This window comes from Streptomyces sp. NPDC056144 (genome assembly GCF_042264145.1).
Classification (GTDB): domain Bacteria; phylum Actinomycetota; class Actinomycetes; order Streptomycetales; family Streptomycetaceae; genus Streptomyces.
Genome location: NZ_JBHJVF010000016.1, coordinates 42,184 through 66,636, shown reverse-complemented (window position 1 = coordinate 66,636; position 24,453 = coordinate 42,184). Strand labels below are relative to the sequence as shown.

Below are 24,453 nucleotides of genomic sequence, written 5' to 3'. Positions count from 1 at the left end.
GCCCCCGGTGCCAGGCTGGACGCATGGACGATCTCCAGGCAGCTCCCGCACCTTCCCCCACGCGGCTTCACGCGGCGCTGCGCGCCGGGCTCCCCGCCGAGGCGGTCCTCACCGACCCGGACGTCACGGCCTCCTACGCCCACGACATGGCGAGCTTCTGCGCGGCCGGCACCCCCGCCGCCGTCGTGCTCCCGCGCACCGTCGACCAGGTCCGGCACGTGATGCGGACCGCCACCGAACTCCGCGTCCCCGTCGTCCCCCAGGGAGCCCGCACGGGCCTGTCCGGCGGCGCCAACGCCACCGACGGCTGCATCGTGCTCTCCCTGGTCAAGATGGACCGCATCCTGGAGATCAACCCGGTCGACCGGATCGCCGTCGTCGAACCGGGTGTCGTCAACGCCGTGCTCTCACGGGCCGTCGCCGAACACGGCCTGTATTACCCGCCCGACCCGTCCAGCTGGGAGACCTGCACGATCGGCGGGAACATCGGCACCGCCTCGGGCGGTCTGTGCTGCGTGAAGTACGGGGTCACCGCCGAGTACGTCCTCGGTCTCGACGTGGTCCTCGCCGACGGCCGGCTCCTGTCCACCGGCCGCCGCACCGCCAAGGGCGTCGCCGGATATGACCTGACCAGGCTCTTCGTGGGCTCCGAGGGCAGTCTCGGCATCGTCGTGGGGGCCGTGCTCGCCCTGCGTCCACAGCCACCGGAGCAGCTCGCGCTCGCCGCCGAGTTCCCCTCCGCGGCCGCCGCCTGCGAGGCCGTCTGCGCGATCATGGAGCGCGGCCACACCCCGTCGCTGCTCGAACTCATGGACCGGACAACCGTCCAGGCCGTCAACAAGCTTGCCCACATGGGTCTGCCAGACACCACGGAAGCCCTGCTCCTGTGCGCCTTCGACACCCCGGACCCGGCCGCCGACCTGGCCGCCGTCGGGGAGCTGTGTGCGGCGGCGGGTGCCACCGAGGTCGTCCCGGCCGCCGACGCCGCCGAGTCCTCGCTCCTCCTCCAGGCGCGCCGGCTCTCGCTCACCGCCCTGGAGACGATCAAGCCCGCGACGATGATCGACGACGTCTGCGTGCCCCGGACGAAGCTGGCCGCGATGCTCGACGGCACGTCGGCGATCGCGGAGAAGTACGACCTGACGATCGGCGTCTGCGCGCACGCGGGGGACGGCAACACCCACCCGGTCGTGTGCTTCGACCACCGGGACGAGGACGAGTCGCGGCGGGCGCGGGAGTCCTTCGACGAGATCATGGCGCTCGGCCTCGCGCTCGGCGGCACGATCACCGGGGAACACGGCGTGGGCGTCCTCAAGAAGGAGTGGCTGGCGCGGGAGTTGGGGCCGGTCGGCCTCGAACTCCAGCGCGGGATCAAGCGCACCTTCGATCCGCTCGGGCTGCTCAACCCCGGAAAACTGTTCTGACGTATCTCCCCTGGGGGGTACGAGGGTGAGGTGGGCGCGCGTGAGAGGGGCGCGGCTCACAGGTCGCCGTCCTGCGACTCGTCCGACGGCCACGGGTCGCTCAGCCACAGCTCGTCGGTGAAGACGGTGGTCGCGAGGAGCTCGGCGAGCCCCTCGTCCATCCCGAGCCGCTCGGTCTCGGTGCCGGGCGGCACCGCGCGCAGGGTCCGCTCCAGCCAGGCGGACACCTGCGCGGACGGGGCTTCGAGCAGCGCGTCGCCGTCGGGGGAGGACAGCGCCATCAGGACGACGCTGCTGCCCTCGACCTTCGTCGGCCAGATGCGGACGTCGCCGTGGCCGCACGCCCGGAAGACTCCCTCGACGAGCAGCTCGCGCGCGAAGGTCCAGTTGACCGGGTGGTCGGTGCCGACGTGGAAGGTGATGTGGACGGCGTACGGGTCGTCGGTGCGGTACGCCAGCCGCGCGGGCACCGGGACGGCGCGCTCGGGGGAGAGCACCAGCTTCAGCTCCAGCTCGCGCTCGACGGTGGTGTTGTGGGTGTTCTGCATGGTCGGTACGTCCTCTCGTGTCGGGCCCCGGACGGGCCTTCACCTGGAGAGAGAGGGGTCCACGCGGTTCATTACGCGGGTTCGGGAAGTTTTTTCGGGAAGTTTTTTCCCGTACGGGGCAGAAGCCCGAATGCGTCGGCCCGAACATCACGGTGAGTGAGGAATTCCGTTTCCTGTCGCCCGAAGGCGGCCTTTCTCGTGGGCTCTTTCATCCCCGGGGGGCGTTCTTCGTTACTGTCCTCCTTGGGCGCGGCACGCCCGGGGGAGCGGCCGTGGGATCAAAGGCGTTGTGACTGAACGGAGTCGGGGCAGTGGCTACTCCTCCCGGAGGAGGCGGAGAAGTACCGCAGGCGGGGTACTACCCGGACCCCTCCATTCCCGGATACATCCGGTACTGGAACGGAGGCGCCTGGGTACCCGGTACGAGCCGGCCCGCGCCCAAGGACGGCGAGGGCACGCCGACCCCGCCCGCCGGGGCGATCCCCGCGGGCCCGATCCTGGCCCCGGGCCCGGCCCCCGCGCCGGTGGTCACGGCCCCGGCCCCGGTTCCGGCACCCGCTCCGGCTCCCGCGCCCGACCCGGCTCCCGTGGCCGCGTACACGGCCCCGAGCCCGGCGTCCGCCCCCGCGAACGTGCCCGTCCCCGCCGTCGAGGAGACCGGCCCGGTCTTCTTCGACGACCTCGACGAAGGCCCCGCGACGCCGGAACCGTCCTCGGCCTGGCAGGCGGACACCTCCCGGCAGGGCGGCTTCGGCGGCGAGCGCGACCAGAAGGTCTCCTGGGGCGCGCCCCAGCCCCAGTCCCCCCAGTCCCCCCAGTCCCAGCCCCAGGACCAGGTGCCCGCTCCGGCACCCGTGCCCGACCCCCGTACCCCCGCGGAGTGGCCCGTCGCGGGCGCGAGCGAGCCGGCCGAGCCCCGGGCGGCGGCGGCCACCCCCGCCCCCGCCCCGGCTCCCGTGGCCGACCCCCGGGCCGCCGGAGGAGCCGCCCGCCTCGGCGGCATGCCCGTGACCCCGATGCCGGCGCCCGCTCCCACCCCGGCCCCGGCGCCCGCTCCCGCCCCGGCTCCTGCTCCCGCGCCCGTCGCCCAGCAGGCCCCGGCCCCCGCCCCCGTACCCCAGCAGACCCCCTCCTGGACCCAACAGCCGCAGCCGCAGGCGCAGGCTCAACCCCAGGCCCAGGCCCAGGCTCAGCCGCAGGCGCAGCCCCAGGCTCAGCCGCAGCCCGAGCCCCAGCAGCCCGTCGCCCCCTGGAAGCCGCCCGTCGAGGACGTCTTCCAGAAGGCCGCCCGCGAGCAGGCCTCCGCCAAGCCCGCCGGGCTCGGCCGCCGTCTGCTCGCCCGGCTGATCGACACCGTCGTGCTGGGCGCCCTCGTCGGTGCCGCCGCCGTGCCCTTCGTGACGGCCGCGCTCGACCACATCGACGGCAAGATCGAGGCGGCCAAGCAGTCCGGCACCACCGTGCAGGTCTGGCTCCTGGACGGGACGACCTCCGTCCAGTTCGGCATCGTGCTCGCCTCCTTCCTCGTCATCGGCGTCCTGTACGAGGCGCTGCCCACCGCCAAGTGGGGCCGCACGCTCGGCAAGAAGCTGTGCGGCGTCCAGGTCCGCGACATCGAGGGGCACCAGCCGCCGTCCTTCGGCAAGGCGCTCCGCCGCTGGCTCGTCTACAGCCTCCTCGGGCTCCTGGCGATCGGTGTCGTCAACGTCCTCTGGTGCCTCTTCGACCGGCCCTGGCGCCAGTGCTGGCACGACAAGGCGGCCCGCACCTTCGTGGCCCGCTGACCGTTCGCGGAAACGCGTCCCCCGTTCGGGGGACGATCTTTTGCGAGGTCGGCGCCCCCGGGATGCACTGCCCCCATGAGCACCGACCAGCCGCCGCCCGGCCAGCCGCCCGAGGAGGACCCCTTCCTCAAGAGGCCCCAGGAGCCCACACCCCCCTCCGAGCCCCCGCCGGGCGGGCCGCCGCCCGGCAACCCGTACGGCAGCCCGTACGACAACATGCCCCCGCCCCCGCCCCCGTACGGGAGCGGCTACGGCGGCGGCTACGGCGGGGCCGACCCGCTCTCCGGCATGCCGCCGCTCGCGGAGACCGGACGGCGCGTCCTGGCCCGGCTGATCGACTGGCTGATCATCGCGATCCCGCTCGCGCTCATCGGCATCCCGTTCGACATCTACAAGCGGGTGTCCGAGGACGACCTCGGCGACACCGTCAGCAGCTTCAGCGGCAGCAGCCTGGGCTTCCAGCTGCTGACGATCGTCGCGTACGTCGCGTACGACACGGTGATGACGGCGAAGACGGGCCAGACGCTCGGCAAGAAGCTGATGAAGCTCCGGGTCGCGATGCTCAACGACGGCTCGACGCCCCCGATGAACCAGTCGCTGCTGCGTGCCGTCGTGCTGTGGCTGCCGGCGCTGATCTGCTGCGCCTGCCTGTGGCCGCTGATCCTGCTCATCCTGATCCTGGTCGACAAGCCCTACAAGCAGGGCCTGCACGACAAGGCGGCGAAGACGGTGGTCGTCACGGCAGCCCCGTAACAGGGCTTTCACGGACGAAGCGTCACGAAGAGATCCGGGTATCGCTCCCCGCGCCCACGCGCTGAGCCGGTACCCGGATCTCTTCGCGTACGGGGGGCTTGACGGGCCGGGTCCGCACGGGCATCGTCACCGCCACGAGGACGCCGAGCAGCAGACCGGCGGTACAGACCGCCGCGATGCCCAGGGGCGTCGTCGTGCCGGAGAGCAGCAGCAGGGCGACGGTCGCGAGCACGACGGTGGCCGAACCGTAGGCGAGCTGTGCGGTGTTCGGACGCGGCATGACTGATCCGTCCCTCGGGGTCCCGGCTTCCCGGTCGACTCTGCGGGCGACACGGCGGTCGACTCTGAGCACGACTCTACGAGTTCCATGCCCGGGTGGTCCCGGCGGTAAGCGTGACCTTACTCAGAGGGCGGGGCACGAGGGGCGCACGGCGTCATGAAATCCGCCACACGCGCCGGTGGATGCGCCCGTGACCGGCCGGGAGAGTGTCCGATTACCGGAATTCCGATCTCGCATAGTGCACTTGGTCTGTGCAAGTCAAGATCTGTCTTTTCTCGCGCCACTCCGGTCAAATGTCGTCACTTGTGACGCGCGACCCCGCCCGACGGACACCCCACCTTCGGTCCGAGGCGTGGGCGCCGGGGAGGACTACACCAAGTGACCAACACTCGACGGGCGTTCAGAGCGTCCGCAGTCGTCGTGGCTCTCATGGCCACGACCGCCACCGCTTCGGCCTTCACCACCGCCACGGCGGTCGACCCCGGCAAGGGGGAGCCGGCAGGCATCCAGACCGTCGACAAGACGACGGTCGACCACGACCTCGAAGGTCCCTTCAGCGACCAGCAGGCGAAGCAGCGCACCGCTGCCCTCCAGCAGGTCCTGACCGGCGAGGCCAAGGTCGAGGAGCGGGCCGGCTCCAAGGTCGTCAAGCTCGACAACAAGAAGTACGTCGAGCTCGGCCGGGAGAAGACCGACAAGATCTTCACGATCCTCGTGGAGTTCGGCGACCAGGTCGACAACACCACCCTCGTCGACCGCAAGGACGACGACACGACCGACCTCAAGCCGAAGTACGGCGGCGAGCCCGGTCCCCTGCACAACCGCATAGCCCAGCCCGACCGTGCGAACGACAACTCCACGGCCTGGCAGGCGGACTACAACCAGCAGCACTTCCAGGACCTGTACTTCGGTACCGGCAAGGACGCCAAGGGCAAGCCCAAGGAGTCCCTGAAGACCTACTACGAGAAGACCTCGTCCGGCCGTTACTCGGTCGACGGCACGGTCTCCGACTGGGTCAAGGTCCCGTACAACGAGGCCCGTTACGGCTCCAACTACTGCGGCCAGACCAACTGCGCCAACGTGTGGGACACCGTCCGCGACGGTCTCAACGCCTGGGTCGCCGACCAGAAGGCCAAGGGCCAGACGGACGCCCAGATCAAGGCGCAGCTCGCCTCGTACGACGCGTGGGACCGCTACGACTTCGACGGCGACGGCAACTTCAACGAGCCCGACGGCTACATCGACCACTTCCAGCTCGTGCACGCGGGCGAGGACGAGTCGGCCGGCGGCGGCGCCGAGGGCACCAACGCCCTCTGGGCCCACCGCTGGTACGCCTACGGCACCAACGCGGGCAAGACCGGCCCGGCCAACAACAAGGCCGGCGGTACCCCGATCGGTGACACCGGCATCTGGGTCGGCGACTACACGATGCAGCCGGAGAACGGCGGCCTCGGCGTCTTCGCGCACGAGTACGGCCACGACCTCGGTCTGCCGGACCACTACGACACCTCCGGTGGCGAGAACTCGACCGGGTTCTGGACCCTCATGTCCTCGGGCTCCTGGCTCGGCGAGGGCAAGGACTCCATCGGTGACCTGCCCGGCGACATGACCGCGTGGGACAAGCTCCAGCTCGGCTGGCTGAACTACGCCAAGGTCAGCGACTGGCAGCGTGGCACCAAGACCACCCACAAGCTGGGCGTCTCGGAGTACAACACCAAGAACCCGCAGGCGCTCGTCGTCGAGCTGCCGAAGAAGACCGTCGTCACCGACGTCGTGGCCCCCTCCGAGGGTGCCTCGCAGTGGTGGAGCGGCATGGGTGACGACCTCAAGAACACCCTGACCCGCTCGGTCGACCTCACGGGCAAGACGTCCGCCTCCCTTGAGCTCAAGGGCTGGTACGACATCGAGGCCGAGTACGACTACCTCTACACCGAGGTCTCGACGGACGGCGGCGCCAACTGGACCGCCCTCGACGGCACCGCCGACGGTGTGGCGCTCCCGCGTGACGCGGCCGGCTCCCCGGCGCTGACCGACGTCTCCGGCACCACGAAGAGCCTCGCCTACAACCTGAACGCGTACGCGGGCAAGAAGTTCGACCTCCGCTTCCGCTACCAGACGGACGGCGGCGCGGGCGGCAAGGGCTTCACCGCCGACGCCATCAAGCTGACCGCCGACGGTTCCTCCGTCTTCGCCGACGGCGCCGAGAACGGCGACAACGGCTGGGTCGCGAAGGGCTTCTCGCGCATCGGCAAGGGCTTCAGCAACGAGTACGAGCAGTACTACATCGCGGAGAACCGCCAGTACGTCTCGTACGACAAGACCCTCAAGGTCGGCCCGTACAACTTCGGTTTCACGGGTGACAAGGCCAGCTGGGTCGAGCACTACGCGTACCAGAACGGTCTGCTGATCTGGAAGTGGGACCTGTCCCAGAAGGACAACAACACCTCCCAGCACGAGGGTGTCGGCCGGGTCCTCCCGATCGACTCGCACCCGAGCCCGCTGAAGTGGTCGGACGGCACGCTCATGCGCAACCGCGTCCAGGCGTACGACTCGCCATTCACCATCGCCCGCACCGAGGGCTTCCAGCTCCACAAGGCCGGTGTCGGCACGTGGGTCCCGTCGCAGGCCGGTAACCCGACCTTCGACGACCGCAAGGGCACGTACTGGTTCCCGGAGACCCCGCGCGCGGGCGTCAAGGTAACTGACACCAACACCAAGATCCAGGTCGTCAAGGAGCCGAAGGATGGCCAGACGATCACGGTTCAGGTCGGTCCTTCGACCAAGTAATTAGCAAAACCGCAGGTCAAAGCATGATCGGCCGTCGCCCTCTAGCGGGCGGCGGCCGATCGTGTTTAGGTGCGTCTGACGCAGTTCTTATTGACATCTGATCCACGGGGGAGTGGTTCCGCATGCCCAACGGAGGGTTCTGCAAGTTGCCCGGCGGCAGCGTGGTGGTCGCGATAGGGCTCCCGAGCCCGGCCCGCGACGGCCGCAGCGTCCGCTTCCTGGTCCACGCGCCGAACCGCGCCCGAGCCCTGACCCGGCTCCGGAACCTGGGCCTCCGGGCGGTCTACCTCCGCGGCAACAGCGAGCCGCCGACCCCGGACGAGATCACGGCCGTCCTGCACCACCCGGACGGCCTCCTGTGGAAGTCGGCCCCGGGCGCGGCCCAGGAGCTCTGGCACCCCGTACGGTCCCTGCCGAAGGAGCCCGTCGCCTAGGGCCTAGGCCACCACCGGGCTGCCCGTGAGCTCCACGCCCGCCGCGCGGAGCTCCTCCAGGGCCCTGTCCGTGGTCTCGCGGGCGACGCCGGCCGTCAGGTCGAGCAGGACGTGGGTGCGGAAGCCCTCGCGGGCCGCGTCGAGCGCGGTGGCGCGGACGCAGTGGTCGGTGGCGATGCCGACGACGTCGACCTCGGTGACCTCCCGTTCGCGCAGCCACTGCGCGAGCGTCCGGCCGTTCTCGTCGAAGCCCTCGAAACCGCTGTACGCCGCCTCGTAGGCGCCCTTGTCGAAGACGGCGTCGATCGCCCCGCTGGCGACGGTCGGCGCGAAGTTCGGGTGGAAGCCGACGCCCTCCGTGCCGGCCACGCAGTGGGCCGGCCAGGAGGAGACGAAGTCGGGGGCCTCGCCCTGCGGGGCGAAGTGCGCGCCCGGGTCGACGTGGTGGTCACGGGTGGCCACCACGTGCCGGTACGAACTGCCCGCGGCCTGGCCGACCAGGTCGGTGATGGCGGCGGCGACGTCCGCGCCGCCGGTCACCGCGAGGCTGCCGCCCTCGCAGAAGTCGTTCTGAACGTCCACAACGATCAATGCGCGGTGCATGGCGGGTGTCCTTAGCGCGTCGGCGGGGGAAAGGGGCGAGATCGAGCCTAGAGACTTCCCCCTCCCGGCGGGAGGGGGCGTCCGAAGCCTCAGATGTACTCCGTCGGCAGCACCGGCTCACCCCGCGAGAGCTGGATCGCCGACATCGGCAGCCCGGCGCGGGCCGCGATGTGCCGGGACCGCGCGGCCTCCAGGGGCTCGCGGGCCACCACGTCGCCGCCCTTGACCAGCTCGACGAGGAGCTGCTGGTCGGCGAGCTCCGGCGGGACCGGGCCCGTGCCCACGACCTCCGCCTCGGCGACGCCGTACGCGTCCTGCCGCCGGGCCGCCCACTTGCGGCCGCCGACCGAGGCCTTGCCGCCCAGGGACTTCTTCGCGACCGGCACCAGGGGCGCCTTCGGGTCGGCGGAGGCGGCCCGGGCGACGAGCTTGTAGACCATGGAGCAGGTCGGGTGGCCGCTGCCGGTGACCAGCTGCGTGCCCACCCCGTACGCGTCGACCGGCGCCGCCGCCAGCGAGGCGATGGCGTACTCGTCGAGGTCCGAGGTGACCACGATCCGGGTGTCCCGGGCCCCGAGCTCGTCCAGCTGCGCCCGGACCCGGTGGGCCACGAGCAGCAGGTCGCCCGAGTCGATCCGTACGGCTCCGAGCTCGGGACCGGCGATCTCGACGGCGGTCCTGACCGCCTCGGCCACGTCGTAGGTGTCGACGAGCAGCGTCGTACCGCGCCCGAGGGAGTCGACCTGGGCCCGGAAGGCGTCCCGCTCGCTGTCGTGGAGCAGCGTGAAGGCGTGCGCGGAGGTCCCGACGGTCGGGATGCCGTACCGGAAGCCGGCCGCGAGGTCCGAGGTGGAGTCGAAGCCGCCGACGTACGCGGCGCGGGCCGAGGCGACGGCCGCGAGCTCGTGGGTGCGCCGGGCGCCCATCTCGATGAGGCGGCGACCGCCGGCGGCGGCCGACATGCGGGAGGCGGCGGCGGCGATGGCCGAGTCGTGGTTGAGGATCGAGAGGATCACCGTCTCCAGGAGCACGCACTCCGCGAAGGAGCCCTCGACGCGCAGCACGGGCGAGCCGGGGAAGTACACCTCGCCCTCGGGGTAGCCCCAGATGTCGCCGGAGAAGCGGTATCCGGCCAGCCACTCCAGGGTCGGCTCGTCGACGATGTCCCGCTCGCGCAGGAAGCCGAGGACGGCCGGGTCGAATCGGAAGTTCTCGACGGCGTCCAGGACCCGTCCGACGCCCGCGAGGACGCCGTACCGGCGGCCCTCGGGCAGCCGGCGGGTGAAGACCTCGAAGACGGAGCGCCGGTCGGCGGTTCCGGCCCTCAGGGCCGCCTGGAGCATGGTCAGCTCGTACTGATCGGTGAAGAGCGCGGTCGACGGCACGTCCACCGGCAGCCCAAGGTCCGCAGCGTTCATGGCAAGGATGCTAGCGCAGAAATCGTCAGAGTGACGAATAGTGGCGCGGCGAGGCTCCCGCGACGCCGCCCCCGTTTGTGCGGCGGGCCCCCAGGGGTGACAACATGGGCTGAGTGAGCGTCGCGCCTATTGAGATCGAACGTACGGAATCGGCCGAGGAGGTCTCCGCCGTCGTCGAACCCGACGTGCCGTGGGTGACCCTCGTGCACAACGACCCGGTCAACCTGATGAGCTACGTGGAGTACGTGTTCCAGTCGTACTTCGGCTACTCCAAGGACAAGGCGCACAAGCTGATGCTCGACGTGCACAACAAGGGCCGCGCGGTGGTCTCCAGCGGCACCCGCGAGGAGATGGAACGGGACGTGCAGGCCATGCACGGCTACGGACTGTGGGCGACGCTCTCCCAGGACCGTTTCTGATGGCCGGCCAGTTCGAGGCCCTGCCCGGCGGTGGGGCCGCCGTCGCGCTCGACGAGGTCGAGATCTCCATCCTCCGCTCCCTCTCCGTGCAGCTCATGGAGCTGATCGGCCCGGGCGACGAGCCCGACGCAGACGCGGACCCGCTGGCCGCGCTCTTCGCCGAGGGGCCCTCCGAGCCCCCGTCCGACCCGGCCCTGCGGCGCCTCTTCCCCGACGCGTACGGGGACGGGAGCGAGGAGCTCCGGGCGGCGGCCTCCGACTTCCGCCGCTACACCGAGAACGACCTGCGGGCCCGCAAGCGCGTGGACGCCCTCACGGTCGTCCGCGCGCTCGACGAGCTCGCCGGCGCCTCGGCGGGCGAGGGCGGGGCCGTCCTGAAGCTGACCCCGGACGAGTCCCGGGCCTGGCTCGGCGCGCTCAACGACCTCCGGCTGACCATCGGGACCCGCCTGGACATCCAGGACGACGAGGAGAGCGAGCGACTGTACCGGCTGCCGGACTCCGACCCGCGCAAGCCGATGGTGATGGCGTACCTCTGGCTGGGGGCGCTCCAGGAGTCCCTCGTCGGCACGCTGATGCCGTAATCGGCGGTCCGTGGTCCACATGGTGGACGGGGGAGAGTGTTCGCTCAGCGGACGCTCAAATCCGGATAACGAATACGTCATCAGAGGGTCACTTTTCCCTCTGATGACCCTTTTGTGTGCATTTTCCACCCCGTGGGGCGTGATAAATCTTCACGACCTCTCGGGGACGCCACCCATGTTCCCGAGGGCGCTTTGACCGGCTGACCGCCGGTGGCACTCCATCCACATCCGGGGGGATCAGCATGGAGAAAGGCGCACCACCATGACCTCTCTGAGGGTCGACCAGCAGCACGAGGCCTCCGACGAGGTCACGGGCGAGGGTTACCACCGGGCACTCGGCGCCCGCCAGATCCAGATGATCGCCATCGGCGGAGCCATCGGCACCGGCCTCTTCCTGGGTGCCGGCAAGGGCATCTCCATCGCGGGACCGAGCCTCATCCTCGCGTACGCCGTCGCCGGTCTCGTCATCTTCTTCATCATGCGGGCGCTCGGCGAGCTCCTCATGTACCGCCCGGTCTCGGGCTCCTTCTCCGAGTACGCCCGCGAGTTCATGGGCCCCTTCGCCGGCTTCGTGACCGGATGGACGTACTGGCTCTTCTGGGTCGTCACCGGCATCACCGAGGTCACCGCCGCGGCCACGTACATGACCTACTGGTGGGACATCCCGCAGTGGCTCTCGGCCCTGGTCTTCACGGTCATCCTCTACGGCGCCAACCTGATCTCGGTGAAGCTCTTCGGTGAGCTGGAGTTCTGGTTCTCGATGGTCAAGGTCACCGCGATCATCGGCATGATCCTCATCTGCGCCGGCATCCTGACCTTCGGCTTCTCCGACGCGGGCGACACCGCCTCCGTCACCCACCTGTGGGACCTCGGCGGCTTCTTCGCCGGCAAGGACGGCATCCTCTCCACCCTCATGACCCTCCAGATGGTCATGTTCGCCTTCCTCGCCGTCGAGCTCGTCGGCGTCACCGCGGGCGAGTCCAAGGACCCGAAGACGGTCCTGCCGAAGGCCATCAACACCGTGCCGTGGCGCATCGCCGTCTTCTACGTCGGCGCGCTGATCATGATCCTGTCGGTCGTCCCGTGGACCGAGTTCCAGCCGGGCGTCTCCCCGTTCGTCGCGGCCTTCGAGAAGATGGGCCTGAGCGTCGGCGCCGCCATCGTCAACTTCGTCGTCCTGACGGCCGCGCTCTCCTCCTGCAACTCGGGCATGTACTCCACCGGCCGCATGCTGCGCGACCTCGCGCTCAACGGCCAGGGCCCGAAGGTCTTCACGAAGCTGACCCGCTCCGGCACCCCGCTCATCGGCACCACGGTCTCGGCCGCGCTGATGATGGTCGGCGTCTGGATCAACTACCAGTGGCCGGGCGACGCCTTCAACTACGTCGTCTCCTTCGCGACCATCTCCGGCATGTGGGCCTGGATCGCCATCCTCGTCTGCCACATCCGCTACCGCACCAAGGCCGACCGCGGCGAGCTGCCCGAGTCCTCCTTCAAGGCGCCCGGCGGCATCTGGCTCAGCGCCTTCGCCCTGGCCTTCCTCGCCATGGTGATCGTGACCATGGGCATGGACGCCGGCAACCGGGTCGCGCTGTACGGCGCGCCGGTCTGGGGCCTGGTCCTCGCCGTCTCCTACCTGGTGCTCAAGGCCCGCAACCCCGAGGGCGCCGCCTTCGCCAAGCGCTCCTGACGCTCCTGACACTCCGCTGACCTGCAAGGTCTCAGCATCCGGGCCGCCTTGTACCGATCCTCGGTACGAGGCGGCCCGTCTGCTTATCCTGTCGGCATGCTGACCATCACCCGGGCCCTGTTCGACCAGATCGTGGAACACTCCCGCGCCGACCACCCCGACGAGGCCTGCGGCGTGGTCGCGGGTCCGGTCGGCAGCGGCCGCCCCGAGCGTTTCATCCCCATGCTCAACGCCGCCCGCTCGCCCACCTTCTACGAGTTCGACTCCGCGGACCTGCTCAAGCTCTACCGCGACATGGACGACCGGGACGAGGAGCCCGTGATCGTCTACCACTCGCACACCGCCACCGAGGCGTACCCGTCGCGCACGGACATCACGTACGCCAACGAGCCCCAGGCCCACTACGTCCTGGTCTCCACCGCCGACACCGACGGCGCCGGACCCTTCCAGTTCCGCTCCTTCTCGATCGTCGACGGCGTGGTCACCGAGGAGGAGGTCAAGGTCGTCGAGGCGTACGAGTAGACGTACGAGCAGACGTACGAGCAGACGTACGGGGAGCCGGGCGTCCGGCAGGCGGTCGCCGTCCTTCCATCATGTGAGATCACATTCCGGAACCCGGACCGGGAATCGATACGATGAGCCCATGGTTTCCCACGACGTGAGCGAACAGATGCCGAGCAGCGCCCTGCTCGTGGCGCGCCTCCACGTCGACCTGGGCCGCCTCGCCAGCGCGATGTGTCCCTCTCGCGCTGCGCTCTGAGCGACCCGCGGAGCGCCCCTCACCGTACGACCCCCTCCGCGCGGGGCCACAGCAGCGCGCCCATCACGCCACTTCCCTTCAGGAGCCCACGTCATGGCCATCGAGGTCCGCATCCCGACCATCCTCCGCACCTACACCGACGGCGAGAAGGCCGTCCAGGGCAGCGGCGGCACACTCGCCGAGCTCTTCGCCGACCTGGAGTCCCGCCACAACGGGATCGAGGCCCGCATCGTCGACGACGGCAAGCTCCGCCGCTTCGTCAACGTCTACCTGAACGACGAGGACGTCCGCTTCCTCGACGGCATCGAGACGAAGCTCTCCGACGGCGACAGCGTCACGATCCTGCCGGCCGTCGCCGGTGGCATGGTCTGATCCACATGCGCTACGACTCCCCGCTGGCGGCGGTCGGCAACACCCCGCTGGTCCGGCTTCCCCGGCTCTCGCCCTCGGACGACGTCCGGATCTGGGCGAAGCTGGAGGACCGCAACCCGACCGGCTCGGTCAAGGACCGCCCCGCGCTCCACATGATCGAGCAGGCCGAGAAGGACGGCCGGCTCACCCCCGGCTGCACCATCCTGGAGCCGACCAGCGGCAACACCGGCATCTCGCTGGCCATGGCCGCCAAGCTCAAGGGCTACCGCATCGTCTGCGTCATGCCCGAGAACACCAGCGAGGAGCGGCGCCAGCTGCTCGCCATGTGGGGAGCCGAGATCATCTCGTCCCCCGCGGCGGGCGGGTCGAACACGGCGGTACGGGTCGCCAAGGAGCTCTCCGCGGAGCACCCGGACTGGGTGATGCTCTACCAGTACGGCAACCCGGACAACGCGGGCGCCCACTACGCCACCACGGGCCCCGAACTCCTCGCCGACCTCCCGTCGATCACCCACTTCGTCGCCGGTCTCGGCACGACGGGGACACTCATGGGCGTCGGCCGGTACCTGCGCGAGCAGAAGCCGGACGTGAAGATCGTCGCCGCCGAACCGCGCTACGACGACCTCGTGTACGGCCTGCGGAACCTCGACGAGGGCTTCGTGCCGGAGCTGTACGACCCCTCGGTCCTCACGACCCGCTTCTCGGTCGGCTCGGCCGACGCGGTCACCCGTACCCGCGAACTCCTCCAGCAGGAGGGCATCTTCGCGGGCGTCTCCACCGGCGCGGCCCTGCACGCGGCCATCGGCGTCGGCAACAAGGCGGTCAAGGCGGGGGAGAGCGCGGACATCGCGTTCGTCGTCGCCGACGGCGGCTGGAAGTACCTGTCGACCGGCCTCTACACGGCGGCGACCACGGAGGAAGCGATCGCGGCGGTTCAGGACCAGCTCTGGGCCTGACCGCCTAGGGCTGACGGCTCACCGCGCGAGATGGCGGACCTGGTCCCACACGACCGGGTCCGCCTCTCCCACTCTCCGGCGGAAATCCGCCACGGGAACCTCCCGCAGCTCGTCCGTCTCCAGGAAGCTCGGCCGCCCCTGCGCGTCACCGACCGCGCCCGGCGGCAGCGGGATCACGCCCGGCCGTTCGTCGTGGTACTTGCTGGTGATCTTGGCGACGAGCGCGTTGCCGCCGTGCAGCGACAGGACCAGGCACGGCCGGTCCTTCGACCCCGGCCCGTCCTCGAAGGGCACGTCCGCCCACCAGATCTCGCCCGCCTTCGGCTGCCGCCCGGGCCGAGCGGGCTTCCGCGGTCCGGCCGGTCCGCGCGGCGGCCGGGCGGGCGGCCGGGTCCGGCCCGAGGGGCGGCGGCGCGAGGACCGCTTCCAACCGTCGGCGACCGCCACCACCAGCGCGATCACCACGACCGCGACCAGCGCGGGCCACCATGACGTGTCCATACCGCAAGACGGTACCCGCGCACGGCCCACTTCGCCGTGACGCCTCGCCATCCATCCGAACCGGTGACAGAGCCCGTGAGTTCGCCCACAACGGGCCGCCACGAAGGAGCGACAGGCCCGAGTGCGCCTTACGCTCGACTGACCGCACAGCCTCCCCCTCCCTCAGCGCGTTTCCCGCACCCGTCCCGGAGGTTCACGCTCCATGAAGCTCACCGTCGTCGGTTGCTCCGGGTCGTTCCCGTCCGCGGATTCGGCCTGCTCGAGCTACCTCGTCGAGGCCGACGGCTTCCGGTTGCTCCTCGACATGGGCAATGGCGCCCTCGGCGAGCTGCAACGGCACATCGGTCTGTACGACCTCGACGCGATCTTCCTCAGCCATCTGCACGCGGACCACTGCATCGACATGTGCGGGTACTTCGTCGCCCGTTACTACCGCCACGAGGGCGGACGCTGCCCGGCGATCCCGGTGTACGCACCCGAGGGCGCCGAGCAGCGGCTGACCACCGCGTACGCGGACACGCCGTCACCGTCCTCGATGGGCGAGGTCTTCGACTTCCGCACGCTGACCTCGGGTTCCTTCGAGATCGGCCCGTTCTCGGTCCGTACGCAGAAGGTCGCGCACCCCGTGGAGGCGTACGGCATCCGCGTCGAGCACGGCGGGCGCTCGCTCACGTACTCCGGGGACACCGGGGTCTGCGAGGCGCTCGACGACCTCGCCGAGGGCACCGACCTCTTCCTCTGCGAGGCCTCCTTCACCCACGGCAAGGAGGACATCCCGGACCTCCACCTCAACGGCCGCGAGGCCGGGGCGCAGGCGGAGCGGTCGGGGGCGGGGCGGCTCGTCCTCACCCACATCCCGCCGTGGACGGACGGCGAGCGGAACCTGGAGGACGCGCGCGAGGTGTACGCGGGACCGGCGGAGCTGGCGCGGCCGGGCGCGGTGTACGAGATCTGAGCGCCGCGCCCGTACACGTACGGGAAAAAGGGGGAAGGCCCCGGAACCCTGACGGTTCCGGGGCCTTCCCCCTTGCTGCGGGCGAGGCTCACGCCTTGGTGAGGTCCTCGATCTCCTCCTCGGGCTCGCGGCCCGGGGTGGTGAGGTTGAACTTGGTGATCGCGAAGCGGAAGACCACGTAGTAGATCGCCGCGAAGACGAGACCGATCGGGATGATCAGCCAGGGCTTGGTCGCGAGGTTCCAGTTGAGCAGGTAGTCGATCGCACCGGCGGAGAAGGTGAAGCCGGTGTGGACACCGAACGCCCAGGTGACGGCCATCGAGACGGCGGTCAGGACCGCGTGGATCACGTAGAGGACCGGCGCGATGAACATGAAGGTGAACTCGATCGGCTCGGTGATACCGGTGACGAAGGAGGTCAGCGCGAGCGAGAGCATCATGCCGAGGACGGCCTTGCGGCGCTCGGGGCGAGCGGCGTGGGCGATGGCCAGGGCGGCGGCCGGGAGGCCGAACATCATGATCGGGAAGAAGCCGGTCATGAACATTCCGGCGCTCGGGTCACCGGCGAAGAAGCGGGTCAGGTCGCCGTGGACGACGTCGCCGGCCGCGTTGGTGAAGTCGCCGATCTGGAACCAGGCGACGGAGTTCACGAACTGGTGCATGCCGACGGGGAGCAGACCGCGGTTGATGAGGCCGAAGAGGCCGGCGCCACCGGAGCCGAGGCCGGTCATCCACTCGCCGAAGCTGGAGATGCCGTCGCCGATGGGCTCCCAGACCAGACCGAAGACGACACCGACGGCGGTGCCGACGAAGGCCATGATGATCGGGACGAGACGGCGGCCGTTGAAGAAGCCGAGCCAGTCGACGAGCTTGGTGCGGTGGAACTTCTGCCACAGGACCGCGGAGAGCAGACCCATGATGATGCCGCCGAGGACACCGGGGTTGTTGTACGTCGCGGCGACGTCGACACCCTTGTTGGCGGTCGTGTTGATGACCGCCTCGGTGACCGGGAACGCCTTCAGCACGTTGCTGTAGACCAGGAAGCCGACGAGCGCGGCCAGGGCGGTGGAGCCGTCCGCCTTCTTGGCGAAGCCGATGGCGACACCGATGCAGAAGAGCAGGGGCAGGTTGTCGAAGACCGCGCCACCGGCGGTGGCGAAGACCGACGCGACCTTGCCCCAGGCGAGGCCGTCGGCGCCGAAGACGTCGGGCTGGCCGAGACGGAGCAGAATACCCGCGGCCGGCAGTACGGCGATCGGCAGCTGCAGGCTGCGACCGACCTTCTGCAGGCCCTGGAACAGGCCGGATCCACGCTTCTTCGCGGGAGCCGCGGCCTGGGCGGTGGCCGTACTCATCAACTTCCTCCAGTAAGGCAAGGCGCCGCCAGGGACATGAACACGGGGGGAGGCGACGTCTCAGGGGAACGCGGTGGTCTGGACCGCGTGGTCTACACCAATCAGTGGTGTAGACCAGTTTTAGCACGTGAGACTTAGATAAGGAACCTGCGAATTTTGTGGTCCGAGCCATAGCCGGAAATGCACGACATAAGGCCCCCGGACCGTCAGGTCCAGGGGCCTCAAGAGGGGCTTACGGAGGGGTCTAAAGCCCCGAATCGGACAGGGCCGCAGACCTCGCGGACGGGGTTACGGGACCCGCCGACGCCGCTACTTCACGTTGTCGCGCTCGATCTCCGCCTCCAGTTCGTCGGGCTCGCGGCCCGGGGTCTGGAGATTGAACTTCCTGATCGCGAACGTGAAGATCAGGTAGTAGACGACCGCGAAGGCGAGGCCGATCGGAATGATCATCCAGGGCTTCGTCGCGAGGCTCCAGTTGATCACGTAGTCGATCAGACCGGCCGAGAAGCTGAAGCCGTCCTTGACGCCCAACCCCCAGGTCACCGCCATCGAGACACCGGTGAGCAGCGCGTGGATGCCGTACAGGACCGGGGCGATGAAGAGGAACGAGTACTCGATCGGCTCGGTGATGCCGGTGACGAACGAGGTCAGACCGACCGACAGCATCATGCCGCCGACCGCCTTCTTCCGGTGCGGCTTCGCGCAGTGGTAGATCGCGAGCGCCGCCGCCGGGAGGGCGAACATCATGATCGGGAAGAAGCCCGAGGTGAACTGGCCGGCCGTCGGGTCGCCCGCGAGGAAACGGTTGATGTCACCGTGGACGATCGTGCCGTCCGGCTTCGTGAAGTCGCCGAACTGGAACCAGACGAAGGTGTTCAGGAACTGGTGCAGGCCGACCACGAGCAGCGCGCGGTTGGCGATGCCGAAGATGCCCGAACCCAGGTAGTTGAGGTCGACCAGCCACTCCGAGAAGCTGGTGAGGGCGTCACCGATGGGCGGCCAGATCCAGACGCAGAGCCCGGCGAAGATCAGGCCGACGAAGGACATGATGATCGGGACGAGACGGCGGCCGTTGAAGAAGCCGAGCCAGTCCACCAGCTTGACGCGGTGGTACCGCTGCCAGAACCAGGCGGACAGCAGGCCCATCACGATGCCGCCGAAGACGCCGGGATTCTGGTACGCCGCCTGACTGGACGTCCCGTCCTCCGCCACGCACAGACCGCTCCACATGCCGGCGCCGGAGAAGTTCGCCCCGGGCACGCAGTCCTCGGGGAAGGCGCGCAGCACCGCGTAGTAGACGAGGAAGCCCGCGACCGCGGCGAGCGCCGTCGAGCCGTCCGACTTCTTCGCCATGCCGATCGCGACACCGATGCAGAAGAGCAGCGGCAGACCGAGCGAGGAGTCGAGCAGCGCGCCACCCGCCGCCGCGAACACCTTGGCGAGGTTGTTCCACCCCAGGCCGTCGGCGCCGAAGACGTCTGGCTGGCCCAGCCGGTTCAGGATGCCGGCGGCCGGTAGCACGGCAATGGGGAGCTGGAGGCTGCGCCCCATCTTCTGCAGGCCCTGGAAGAGTCCGTTCCACACGGATTTCTTCGGCGCTGCCGCGGCGCTGCTGGTACTCATCGGCGTCCTCCCTGCCCGGAACAAGCCGGGTCCGCGTTCCGTTGCACACTGGTGTAGACCAGTTGCGGTAGCCTTCGGAGGCCCGCTGAGGACAGGCCGCCGGTGATCGTCATCATTCGCCAGAACGGCGGCAGTCGCGCGCATAGTTGGGCCAACCGTGGGTTACGGTGACAAAGCGGACCTCAGGTGCGCCGAGATTCGCGCCCGCGCGAACAGAACGGACAGGGAGAAACACATGGCCAGCAAGGCTGAGAAGATCATCGCCGGGCTCGGCGGCATCGACAACATCGAAGAGGTCGAGGGCTGCATCACCCGTCTGCGCACCGAGGTCGTCGACGCGTCTCTCGTCGACGAGGCCGCCCTCAAGGCCGCCGGTGCCCACGGCGTCGTGAAGATGGGCACGGCCATCCAGGTCGTCATCGGCACCGACGCCGACCCGATCGCCGCGGAGATCGAAGACCTCATGTGAGCGCGGGCGGCACGACCGCCCCGCTCGCTTCCCGACAAGGGCCCGTTCCGGCAGGGGAACGGGCCCTTCGTCGTACGGCCGCCCGCCCCCTCCCGTACAGATACGCTCGTGACATGTCTCGAATCGACGGCCGTACCCCCGAACAGCTCCGCCCCGTCACCATCGAACGCGGATGGAGCAAGCACGCCGAGGGCTCCGTCCTCATCTCCTTCGGCGACACCAAGGTCTTCTGCACCGCCTCCGTCACCGAAGGCGTCCCGCGCTGGCGCAAGGGCAGCGGCGAAGGCTGGGTGACCGGCGAGTACTCGATGCTCCCCCGCGCCACCAACACCCGCGGCGACCGCGAGTCCGTCCGCGGCAAGATCGGCGGCCGGACCCACGAGATCTCCCGCCTCATCGGCCGCTCGCTCCGCGCCGTCATCGACTACAAGGCCCTCGGCGAGAACACGATCGTCCTCGACTGCGACGTCCTCCAGGCCGACGGCGGCACCCGCACGGCGGCGATCACCGGCGCGTACGTGGCACTCGCCGACGCCGTCTCCTGGGCCCAGGGCAAGAAGCTGATCAAGGCCGGCCGCAAGCCGCTCACCGGCACCGTCGGCGCCGTCTCCGTCGGCATCGTCGACGGCGTCCCCCTCCTCGACCTCTGCTACGAGGAGGACGTCCGCGCCGACACCGACATGAACGTCGTCTGCACCGGCGACGGCCGCTTCGTCGAGGTCCAGGGCACCGCCGAGGCCGAGCCCTTCGATCGCAAGGAGCTCAACGCCCTCCTCGACCTCGCCTCCGGCGGCTGCGCCGAACTGGCCGAGATTCAGCGCAAGGCGCTCGAAGGAACCCTCTAGCCCCCCGGCGGCGTCCTCACGGGCGGGCGGCACGGATAAGCTCCGTGCCGCCCGCCCGTCTCTGTGCCTCTCTGCCTGTACGTACCTGGGGAAGGACCCTCGTGAAGCGACGCCGTCTCGCACTCGCCGTGGCCACCGCCGCCGCGCTCACCACCGCCCTGAGCGGCTGTGCAGCCCTCGACACCGCCATGGACTGCGTCAAGACCGCCGACGCGATAGCCACGTCCGTCGACAAGCTCCAGCAGGCCGTCTCCAACGCCTCGAACGACCCGACGCAGATCGAGGAGTCCCTCAACTCGATCAGCACCGAGCTCGGCAACCTCAAGGACACCACCGACAACGCCGACCTCGCGAAGGCGGTCGACGACCTCACGAAGGGCGTCGACTCGGTCCGTACCGCCGTCAAGAACGGCGACACGACCCCCGACATCCAGCCGATCACGGACGCGGCCGGCGAGGTCGCCAAGGTCTGCACCCCGGGCTGATCCGGAGCCCTGGGCCCGCCCCGGATAATCGGGGGCATGACCCGACAGCGACTGATCCTCGCCACCCGCAACGCGGGCAAGATCACCGAACTACACGCGATCCTCGCCGACGCGGGCCTCGACCTCGAACTCGTCGGCGCGGACGCGTACCCCGAAGTCCCCGACGTCCAGGAAACCGGCGTCACCTTCGCGGAGAACGCGCTCCTCAAGGCCCACGCCCTGGCCCAGGCGACGGGCCTCCCCGCCATCGCCGACGACTCCGGCCTCTGCGTCGACGTCCTCAACGGCGCCCCCGGCATCTTCTCCGCCCGCTGGGCCGGCACCCACGGCGACGACAAGGCCAACCTGAACCTGCTCCTGGCCCAGCTCGGCGACATCGCCGACGAACACCGAGGCGCCCACTTCGCCTGCGCGGCGGCCCTCGCGCTCCCCGACGGCACGGAGCGAGTGGTCGAAGGCCGTATGGAAGGCACCCTCCGCCACGCCCCGACGGGCACGAACGGCTTCGGCTACGACCCGATCCTCCAGCCGAAGGGCCACGAGGTGACCTGCGCGGAACTGACCCCGGCGGAGAAGAACGCGATCAGCCACCGGGGCAAGGCGTTCAGGGCGCTGGTACCGGTGGTGCGGGAGCTGGTGGGCTGAAGCCCGATACGGCGAAGAGCCGCCTGGTGGGCGGCTCTTCGTAGGGTGCGGCCGATGGGATTCGAACCCACATGGGCGAAACGCCCAGAGGCACCTAAAACCTCCGCTTATACCATTCAGCAACGGCCGCTTGCACGACCATGGTAGCGGTCACGCAGTCTCTGTTCCCTGGGTGTGCCGCTGTTTTCCGCGGCACCAGGTCGCGGTCTTCGAGTGGCAGTTGGGGCAGAGGTAGCGAAGGTTCTCCCGGCGGTTGTCGAGCCAGTTCCCGTTGATGTGGTCGATCTGCAGGGTGATGGGCCCACCTCGCCACTGGCCTTCGTTCCCGCACTCGACGCACCGATACGGGACACCCACCTCGGTGAGGGCCCGTTGGAGTCGGTCGCGGTTCTCGCGTGACGATCCGTCCGGGCGTACCCGGAAGACGGCGTCTGCGACGTTTCTCGGTGCCACGGCCCGCACGGCTCCCCAGGTGCGGCGCTTGAAGTGTGCGGTATCGAGGTCCAGCTCGGTTACCCGTCGACGTACCCGGCGGTGGTTCTGGTCGGTCACGGGCAGGTCGAGTGCACGCATGACATCGGCGAAGCTCGTGGCGTTCGACACCGCGCTGCGTAGGCGGTCCTCCGGCATGGCGACCCGACGGTGTGTGAAGTGGGCGATGTCGATTTCCCGCGTGTGGATCATGTGCCTGAGCGCGGCGCGGGATCTGCTGTCATCGCCCACACCCAGCAGGCGGGCCATGGCCCTGACGCTCTGAGTGGCGACGGCGGCGGCCTTGAGCTCGTCCGTGGTGAACGGCAGCTCCGTGGTCGAGCGGTTCATGCCCGGGAACCGGCTCACGTCGATTCCCGCCGCCGCGATCCGTCGGCTGATGTGCGAGAGGGTGCCGGTCGCCGGAGGGACTCCGAGCCTCTGCGCGACCTCGCGGAGGCTCGTAGAGGCGGCGACTGCCTCGGCGATGGCGCTGTCCGTGTACTTGCGCCAGGGGCTCTGCTGCTTGAAGTGGCTGGTGTCGATGCCGTACGTGGCAACTTGCGATTGCAGTGAGCGGCGCCGGCCTCCGCTTGCCGTGACTCCGAGGCGGCGCATGAGATCGGCCCAGCCCCGCGACTCCGCCACAGCGACGCCCAGCCGGTCCCTCGTGTACGGGCTCGTCCGCATCGAATCCCCTCCCCAGTGCGGATCTCGCACGGATCAACGAGTCGAATATCGGACGGTTACGCCATATCGCGTACGGTCGCGACACGGAAAGCGGAACGGCCCGCACCGCCCTTCCGGGGGTGCGGGCCGTTCGGGCCGAGAGGCGGCGGGCCTCAGATGCCCAGGTCGCGGATGATCTTCGCGACGTGGCCGGTCGCCTTCACGTTGTAGAAGGCGTGCTCGACCTTGCCGTTCTCGTCGACGACGACCGTCGAGCGGATGACGCCCGTCACGACCTTGCCGTACAGCTTCTTCTCGCCGAAGGCGCCGTACGCCTCAAGGGTCTCCTTCGACGGGTCGCCGACCAGGGTGACCTTGAGGTTCTCCTTCTCGCGGAACTTCGCGAGCTTCTCCGGCTTGTCGGGCGAGACGCCGATGACGTCGTAGCCGGCGGCCGCCAGCACGTCCAGGTTGTCGGTGAAGTCGCAGGCCTGCTTCGTGCAGCCGGGGGTGAGCGCGGCCGGGTAGAAGTAGACGATGACCTTGCGGCCCTTGTGGTCCGCGAGGGAGACCTCGTTGCCGTCCGCGTCGGGCAGGGTGAAGGCGGGGGCGGTGTCGCCGGGCTGCAGTCGCTCGCTCATGGCTCGCTCTTCCTCGGGGGTAACTTCGCGTACGGGTTCAGAGCCTAATGGGGGTCGGGGGCGGCCCCCCGGCCGTACAGCTGACAGACTGTCCGTCAATGACCGGTTCACGAGATCACGACTACGGAGGCAGCGCGGTGTCGGACGTCAGGACCCCTGCGCAGATCGAGGCGGACATCGTCCGCCGGCGCGAGCAGCTCGCCGTCACTCTCGACGAGATCGGCATTCGGGTGCACCCCAAGACGATCATCGGGGACGCCAAGGCCAAGGTCGCCTCGACGGTCGACGAGACCGCCGGCCGGGCCTTCGTCGCCGTCAACCGCGTCGTCTCGGACGTGAAGGCCCGTTTCACGCACGAGGACGGCGCCCCCCGCCTGGAGCGGGTCGTCCCGGCGGCGATCGTGGCCGTCGCGGTGGTCGGGCTGATCGTTTCCGCGTCCCGCAAGGGCAAGGAGTGACCCCTCCCGGCTACGGGCGACACGTCGGGGCGGGTAGGTTCACCCCGTGAGCGAGAACACGCACGACAAGCTGCCCATCCGGATGCTCCACGACCGGGTCCTCGTCCGTACGGACTCGCCCGAGGGTGAGCGCCGCTCCGGCGGCGGCATCCTGATCCCGGCGACCGCCGCCGTCGGCCGTCGCCTGTCCTGGGCCGAGGTCGTCGCGGTCGGCCAGAACGTCCGGACCGTCGAGATCGGCGACCGGGTCCTGTACGACCCCGAGGACCGCGCCGAGGTCGAGGTGCGCGGCACCGCGTACGTCCTGATGCGGGAGCGCGACCTGCACGCGGTGGCCGCCGACCGTTTCCAGGACACGTCGGACTCGACGGGCCTGTATCTGTAGGCGAGAGGTCTTCCTGAGGCCCTGGTGACCACTGTCACCAGGGCTTTTATCTTTTCTTTGCTACGCTGAAGACACCCGACGAGACGCGCCGTACCGGGATGACGACAAGACGACGCACCCGTTTTCCCGTCCCGTCTCGC

At 69.6% G+C, this 24,453-nt stretch carries 28 protein-coding genes, 1 tRNA gene and 1 riboswitch; of the genes, 19 read left to right on the top strand and 10 right to left on the bottom strand.

The features are described 5' to 3' along the window. The first annotated feature begins 23 nt into the window (after positions 1 to 23). Complete coding sequence (locus ACFC0Z_RS32440; RefSeq protein WP_376445617.1) at positions 24 to 1,424, top strand: FAD-binding oxidoreductase; 1,401 nt, start codon at positions 24 to 26, stop codon at positions 1,422 to 1,424. A gap of 56 nt (positions 1,425 to 1,480) precedes the next feature. On the opposite strand, the gene ACFC0Z_RS32435 is transcribed toward ACFC0Z_RS32440, so the two are convergent. Then, positions 1,481 to 1,972, bottom strand: a complete 492-nt coding sequence (locus ACFC0Z_RS32435) for an SsgA family sporulation/cell division regulator (protein WP_376445616.1) — start codon at positions 1,970 to 1,972, stop codon at positions 1,481 to 1,483. A gap of 311 nt (positions 1,973 to 2,283) precedes the next feature. On the opposite strand from ACFC0Z_RS32435, the gene ACFC0Z_RS32430 reads away from it, so the two are divergent. Together ACFC0Z_RS32430 and ACFC0Z_RS32425 are read left to right on the top strand one after the other, a co-directional pair. Further along, complete coding sequence (locus ACFC0Z_RS32430; RefSeq protein ID WP_376445615.1) at positions 2,284 to 3,756, top strand: RDD family protein; 1,473 nt, start codon at positions 2,284 to 2,286, stop codon at positions 3,754 to 3,756. A gap of 75 nt (positions 3,757 to 3,831) precedes the next feature. Continuing rightward, entirely contained in the window at positions 3,832 to 4,509 is a 678-nt protein-coding gene (locus ACFC0Z_RS32425) for an RDD family protein (RefSeq protein WP_376445613.1), read from the top strand. 22 nt (positions 4,510 to 4,531) lie between these two features. Here the strand turns inward: ACFC0Z_RS32425 and ACFC0Z_RS32420 are convergent, their stop codons facing one another. Beyond that, entirely contained in the window at positions 4,532 to 4,789 is a 258-nt protein-coding gene (locus tag ACFC0Z_RS32420) for a hypothetical protein (RefSeq protein ID WP_376445610.1), read from the bottom strand. Positions 4,790 to 5,167: 378 nt separating this feature from the next. Here ACFC0Z_RS32420 and ACFC0Z_RS32415 point away from each other — a divergent pair, with 378 nt between their 5' ends. Beyond that, the gene (locus ACFC0Z_RS32415; protein WP_376445607.1) at positions 5,168 to 7,576 is read left to right on the top strand and encodes an immune inhibitor A domain-containing protein; all 2,409 of its coding nucleotides are present in this window, start codon (positions 5,168 to 5,170) and stop codon (positions 7,574 to 7,576) included. Positions 7,577 to 7,698: 122 nt separating this feature from the next. Further along, the gene (locus ACFC0Z_RS32410; RefSeq protein WP_376445604.1) at positions 7,699 to 8,010 is read left to right on the top strand and encodes a hypothetical protein; all 312 of its coding nucleotides are present in this window, start codon (positions 7,699 to 7,701) and stop codon (positions 8,008 to 8,010) included. Positions 8,011 to 8,013: 3 nt separating this feature from the next. Here ACFC0Z_RS32410 and ACFC0Z_RS32405 read toward each other — a convergent pair whose 3' ends face one another. Beyond that, positions 8,014 to 8,613 carry a nicotinamidase gene (locus ACFC0Z_RS32405; protein ID WP_376445601.1) on the bottom strand — a complete coding sequence of 200 codons (600 nt, stop codon included), beginning with the start codon at positions 8,611 to 8,613 and terminating at the stop codon, positions 8,014 to 8,016. An 89-nt stretch (positions 8,614 to 8,702) separates the two neighbouring features. Further along, on the bottom strand, positions 8,703 to 10,031 hold the full coding sequence (locus ACFC0Z_RS32400) for a nicotinate phosphoribosyltransferase (protein WP_376445598.1): 1,329 nt from the start codon (positions 10,029 to 10,031) through the stop codon (positions 8,703 to 8,705). 113 nt (positions 10,032 to 10,144) lie between these two features. Here ACFC0Z_RS32400 and clpS point away from each other — a divergent pair, with 113 nt between their 5' ends. The 7 genes from clpS to ACFC0Z_RS32365 all read left to right on the top strand — a co-directional run bounded on the left by clpS (position 10,145) and on the right by ACFC0Z_RS32365 (position 14,812). After that, positions 10,145 to 10,450, top strand: coding sequence for an ATP-dependent Clp protease adapter ClpS (gene clpS, locus ACFC0Z_RS32395; RefSeq protein ID WP_041129438.1), 306 nt, complete (start codon positions 10,145 to 10,147; stop codon positions 10,448 to 10,450). Next, positions 10,450 to 11,034: a DUF2017 domain-containing protein gene (locus tag ACFC0Z_RS32390; protein ID WP_376445595.1), complete on the top strand. Its 585-nt coding sequence runs from the start codon at positions 10,450 to 10,452 to the stop codon at positions 11,032 to 11,034. Before clpS ends, ACFC0Z_RS32390 begins: the two co-directional genes overlap by 1 nt. A gap of 262 nt (positions 11,035 to 11,296) precedes the next feature. Then, on the top strand, positions 11,297 to 12,724 hold the full coding sequence (locus ACFC0Z_RS32385) for an amino acid permease (RefSeq protein ID WP_376445592.1): 1,428 nt from the start codon (positions 11,297 to 11,299) through the stop codon (positions 12,722 to 12,724). A gap of 96 nt (positions 12,725 to 12,820) precedes the next feature. Beyond that, entirely contained in the window at positions 12,821 to 13,246 is a 426-nt protein-coding gene (locus tag ACFC0Z_RS32380; protein ID WP_376445590.1) for a Mov34/MPN/PAD-1 family protein, read from the top strand. Positions 13,247 to 13,367: 121 nt separating this feature from the next. After that, entirely contained in the window at positions 13,368 to 13,484 is a 117-nt protein-coding gene (locus ACFC0Z_RS32375; protein ID WP_360800839.1) for a putative leader peptide, read from the top strand. Positions 13,485 to 13,577: 93 nt separating this feature from the next. Further along, entirely contained in the window at positions 13,578 to 13,856 is a 279-nt protein-coding gene (locus ACFC0Z_RS32370) for a MoaD/ThiS family protein (protein WP_360800842.1), read from the top strand. 5 nt (positions 13,857 to 13,861) lie between these two features. Further along, on the top strand, positions 13,862 to 14,812 hold the full coding sequence (locus tag ACFC0Z_RS32365) for a PLP-dependent cysteine synthase family protein (RefSeq protein ID WP_376445586.1): 951 nt from the start codon (positions 13,862 to 13,864) through the stop codon (positions 14,810 to 14,812). 18 nt (positions 14,813 to 14,830) lie between these two features. Here ACFC0Z_RS32365 and ACFC0Z_RS32360 read toward each other — a convergent pair whose 3' ends face one another. After that, positions 14,831 to 15,313 (bottom strand): type II toxin-antitoxin system PemK/MazF family toxin, encoded by a 483-nt coding sequence (locus tag ACFC0Z_RS32360; RefSeq protein WP_376445584.1) that lies wholly within the window; start codon positions 15,311 to 15,313, stop codon positions 14,831 to 14,833. 202 nt (positions 15,314 to 15,515) lie between these two features. Between ACFC0Z_RS32360 and ACFC0Z_RS32355 the strand changes: the two genes are divergently transcribed. Then, a complete protein-coding gene (locus ACFC0Z_RS32355; RefSeq protein WP_376445581.1) occupies positions 15,516 to 16,268 on the top strand; it encodes an MBL fold metallo-hydrolase in 753 nt (250 codons plus the stop codon). Between the two features lie 88 nt (positions 16,269 to 16,356). Here the strand turns inward: ACFC0Z_RS32355 and ACFC0Z_RS32350 are convergent, their stop codons facing one another. Both ACFC0Z_RS32350 and ACFC0Z_RS32345 read right to left on the bottom strand, forming a co-directional pair. Beyond that, positions 16,357 to 17,622: a PTS transporter subunit EIIC gene (locus ACFC0Z_RS32350; protein ID WP_376445578.1), complete on the bottom strand. Its 1,266-nt coding sequence runs from the start codon at positions 17,620 to 17,622 to the stop codon at positions 16,357 to 16,359. 309 nt (positions 17,623 to 17,931) lie between these two features. Further along, on the bottom strand, positions 17,932 to 19,245 hold the full coding sequence (locus ACFC0Z_RS32345) for a PTS transporter subunit EIIC (RefSeq protein WP_376445575.1): 1,314 nt from the start codon (positions 19,243 to 19,245) through the stop codon (positions 17,932 to 17,934). A 196-nt stretch (positions 19,246 to 19,441) separates the two neighbouring features. Here ACFC0Z_RS32345 and ACFC0Z_RS32340 point away from each other — a divergent pair, with 196 nt between their 5' ends. From ACFC0Z_RS32340 to rdgB, 4 genes are all read left to right on the top strand, one after another. Continuing rightward, complete coding sequence (locus ACFC0Z_RS32340) at positions 19,442 to 19,714, top strand: glucose PTS transporter subunit EIIB (protein ID WP_376445800.1); 273 nt, start codon at positions 19,442 to 19,444, stop codon at positions 19,712 to 19,714. Positions 19,715 to 19,827: 113 nt separating this feature from the next. Continuing rightward, a complete protein-coding gene (rph, locus tag ACFC0Z_RS32335) occupies positions 19,828 to 20,559 on the top strand; it encodes a ribonuclease PH (RefSeq protein ID WP_376445572.1) in 732 nt (243 codons plus the stop codon). A gap of 101 nt (positions 20,560 to 20,660) precedes the next feature. After that, positions 20,661 to 21,044 (top strand): hypothetical protein, encoded by a 384-nt coding sequence (locus ACFC0Z_RS32330; protein ID WP_376445569.1) that lies wholly within the window; start codon positions 20,661 to 20,663, stop codon positions 21,042 to 21,044. A gap of 36 nt (positions 21,045 to 21,080) precedes the next feature. Further along, entirely contained in the window at positions 21,081 to 21,689 is a 609-nt protein-coding gene (gene rdgB / locus ACFC0Z_RS32325; RefSeq protein ID WP_376445567.1) for an RdgB/HAM1 family non-canonical purine NTP pyrophosphatase, read from the top strand. Positions 21,690 to 21,735: 46 nt separating this feature from the next. On the opposite strand, the gene ACFC0Z_RS32320 is transcribed toward rdgB, so the two are convergent. From ACFC0Z_RS32320 to bcp, 3 genes are all read right to left on the bottom strand, one after another. Beyond that, a tRNA-Leu gene (locus tag ACFC0Z_RS32320) sits at positions 21,736 to 21,819 on the bottom strand. Between the two features lie 20 nt (positions 21,820 to 21,839). Then, the gene (locus ACFC0Z_RS32315; RefSeq protein WP_376445564.1) at positions 21,840 to 22,850 is read right to left on the bottom strand and encodes an HNH endonuclease signature motif containing protein; all 1,011 of its coding nucleotides are present in this window, start codon (positions 22,848 to 22,850) and stop codon (positions 21,840 to 21,842) included. 152 nt (positions 22,851 to 23,002) lie between these two features. Beyond that, a complete protein-coding gene (gene bcp / locus ACFC0Z_RS32310) occupies positions 23,003 to 23,470 on the bottom strand; it encodes a thioredoxin-dependent thiol peroxidase (protein ID WP_376445561.1) in 468 nt (155 codons plus the stop codon). Positions 23,471 to 23,607: 137 nt separating this feature from the next. Between bcp and ACFC0Z_RS32305 the strand changes: the two genes are divergently transcribed. Both ACFC0Z_RS32305 and ACFC0Z_RS32300 read left to right on the top strand, forming a co-directional pair. After that, positions 23,608 to 23,928: a DUF3618 domain-containing protein gene (locus tag ACFC0Z_RS32305; protein ID WP_376445798.1), complete on the top strand. Its 321-nt coding sequence runs from the start codon at positions 23,608 to 23,610 to the stop codon at positions 23,926 to 23,928. 46 nt (positions 23,929 to 23,974) lie between these two features. After that, positions 23,975 to 24,313 (top strand): GroES family chaperonin, encoded by a 339-nt coding sequence (locus tag ACFC0Z_RS32300; protein ID WP_376445559.1) that lies wholly within the window; start codon positions 23,975 to 23,977, stop codon positions 24,311 to 24,313. A 49-nt stretch (positions 24,314 to 24,362) separates the two neighbouring features. Further along, a riboswitch (guanidine-III (ykkC-III) riboswitch) is annotated at positions 24,363 to 24,432 on the top strand. Positions 24,433 to 24,453 lie beyond the last annotated feature (21 nt).

Excerpts from the sequence above, each read along its gene's own strand:
- ACFC0Z_RS32440 (WP_376445617.1), top strand. The coding sequence starts at position 24 with ATGGACGATCTCCAGGCAGCTCCCGCACCTTCCCCCACGCGGCTTCAC.
- ACFC0Z_RS32425 (WP_376445613.1), top strand. The coding sequence starts at position 3,832 with ATGAGCACCGACCAGCCGCCGCCCGGCCAGCCGCCCGAGGAGGACCCC.
- rdgB (WP_376445567.1), top strand. The coding sequence starts at position 21,081 with ATGACCCGACAGCGACTGATCCTCGCCACCCGCAACGCGGGCAAGATC.
- ACFC0Z_RS32380 (WP_376445590.1), top strand. The coding sequence starts at position 12,821 with ATGCTGACCATCACCCGGGCCCTGTTCGACCAGATCGTGGAACACTCC.
- ACFC0Z_RS32385 (WP_376445592.1), top strand. The coding sequence starts at position 11,297 with ATGACCTCTCTGAGGGTCGACCAGCAGCACGAGGCCTCCGACGAGGTC.
- ACFC0Z_RS32390 (WP_376445595.1), top strand. The coding sequence starts at position 10,450 with ATGGCCGGCCAGTTCGAGGCCCTGCCCGGCGGTGGGGCCGCCGTCGCG.
- rph (WP_376445572.1), top strand. The coding sequence starts at position 19,828 with ATGTCTCGAATCGACGGCCGTACCCCCGAACAGCTCCGCCCCGTCACC.
- ACFC0Z_RS32410 (WP_376445604.1), top strand. The coding sequence starts at position 7,699 with ATGCCCAACGGAGGGTTCTGCAAGTTGCCCGGCGGCAGCGTGGTGGTC.
- bcp (WP_376445561.1), bottom strand. The coding sequence starts at position 23,470 with ATGAGCGAGCGACTGCAGCCCGGCGACACCGCCCCCGCCTTCACCCTG.
- ACFC0Z_RS32315 (WP_376445564.1), bottom strand. The coding sequence starts at position 22,850 with ATGCGGACGAGCCCGTACACGAGGGACCGGCTGGGCGTCGCTGTGGCG.
- ACFC0Z_RS32435 (WP_376445616.1), bottom strand. The coding sequence starts at position 1,972 with ATGCAGAACACCCACAACACCACCGTCGAGCGCGAGCTGGAGCTGAAG.
- ACFC0Z_RS32370 (WP_360800842.1), top strand. The coding sequence starts at position 13,578 with ATGGCCATCGAGGTCCGCATCCCGACCATCCTCCGCACCTACACCGAC.
- ACFC0Z_RS32420 (WP_376445610.1), bottom strand. The coding sequence starts at position 4,789 with ATGCCGCGTCCGAACACCGCACAGCTCGCCTACGGTTCGGCCACCGTC.
- ACFC0Z_RS32360 (WP_376445584.1), bottom strand. The coding sequence starts at position 15,313 with ATGGACACGTCATGGTGGCCCGCGCTGGTCGCGGTCGTGGTGATCGCG.
- ACFC0Z_RS32400 (WP_376445598.1), bottom strand. The coding sequence starts at position 10,031 with ATGAACGCTGCGGACCTTGGGCTGCCGGTGGACGTGCCGTCGACCGCG.
- ACFC0Z_RS32375 (WP_360800839.1), top strand. The coding sequence starts at position 13,368 with ATGGTTTCCCACGACGTGAGCGAACAGATGCCGAGCAGCGCCCTGCTC.
- ACFC0Z_RS32365 (WP_376445586.1), top strand. The coding sequence starts at position 13,862 with ATGCGCTACGACTCCCCGCTGGCGGCGGTCGGCAACACCCCGCTGGTC.
- ACFC0Z_RS32355 (WP_376445581.1), top strand. The coding sequence starts at position 15,516 with ATGAAGCTCACCGTCGTCGGTTGCTCCGGGTCGTTCCCGTCCGCGGAT.
- ACFC0Z_RS32350 (WP_376445578.1), bottom strand. The coding sequence starts at position 17,622 with ATGAGTACGGCCACCGCCCAGGCCGCGGCTCCCGCGAAGAAGCGTGGA.
- ACFC0Z_RS32405 (WP_376445601.1), bottom strand. The coding sequence starts at position 8,613 with ATGCACCGCGCATTGATCGTTGTGGACGTTCAGAACGACTTCTGCGAG.
- ACFC0Z_RS32345 (WP_376445575.1), bottom strand. The coding sequence starts at position 19,245 with ATGAGTACCAGCAGCGCCGCGGCAGCGCCGAAGAAATCCGTGTGGAAC.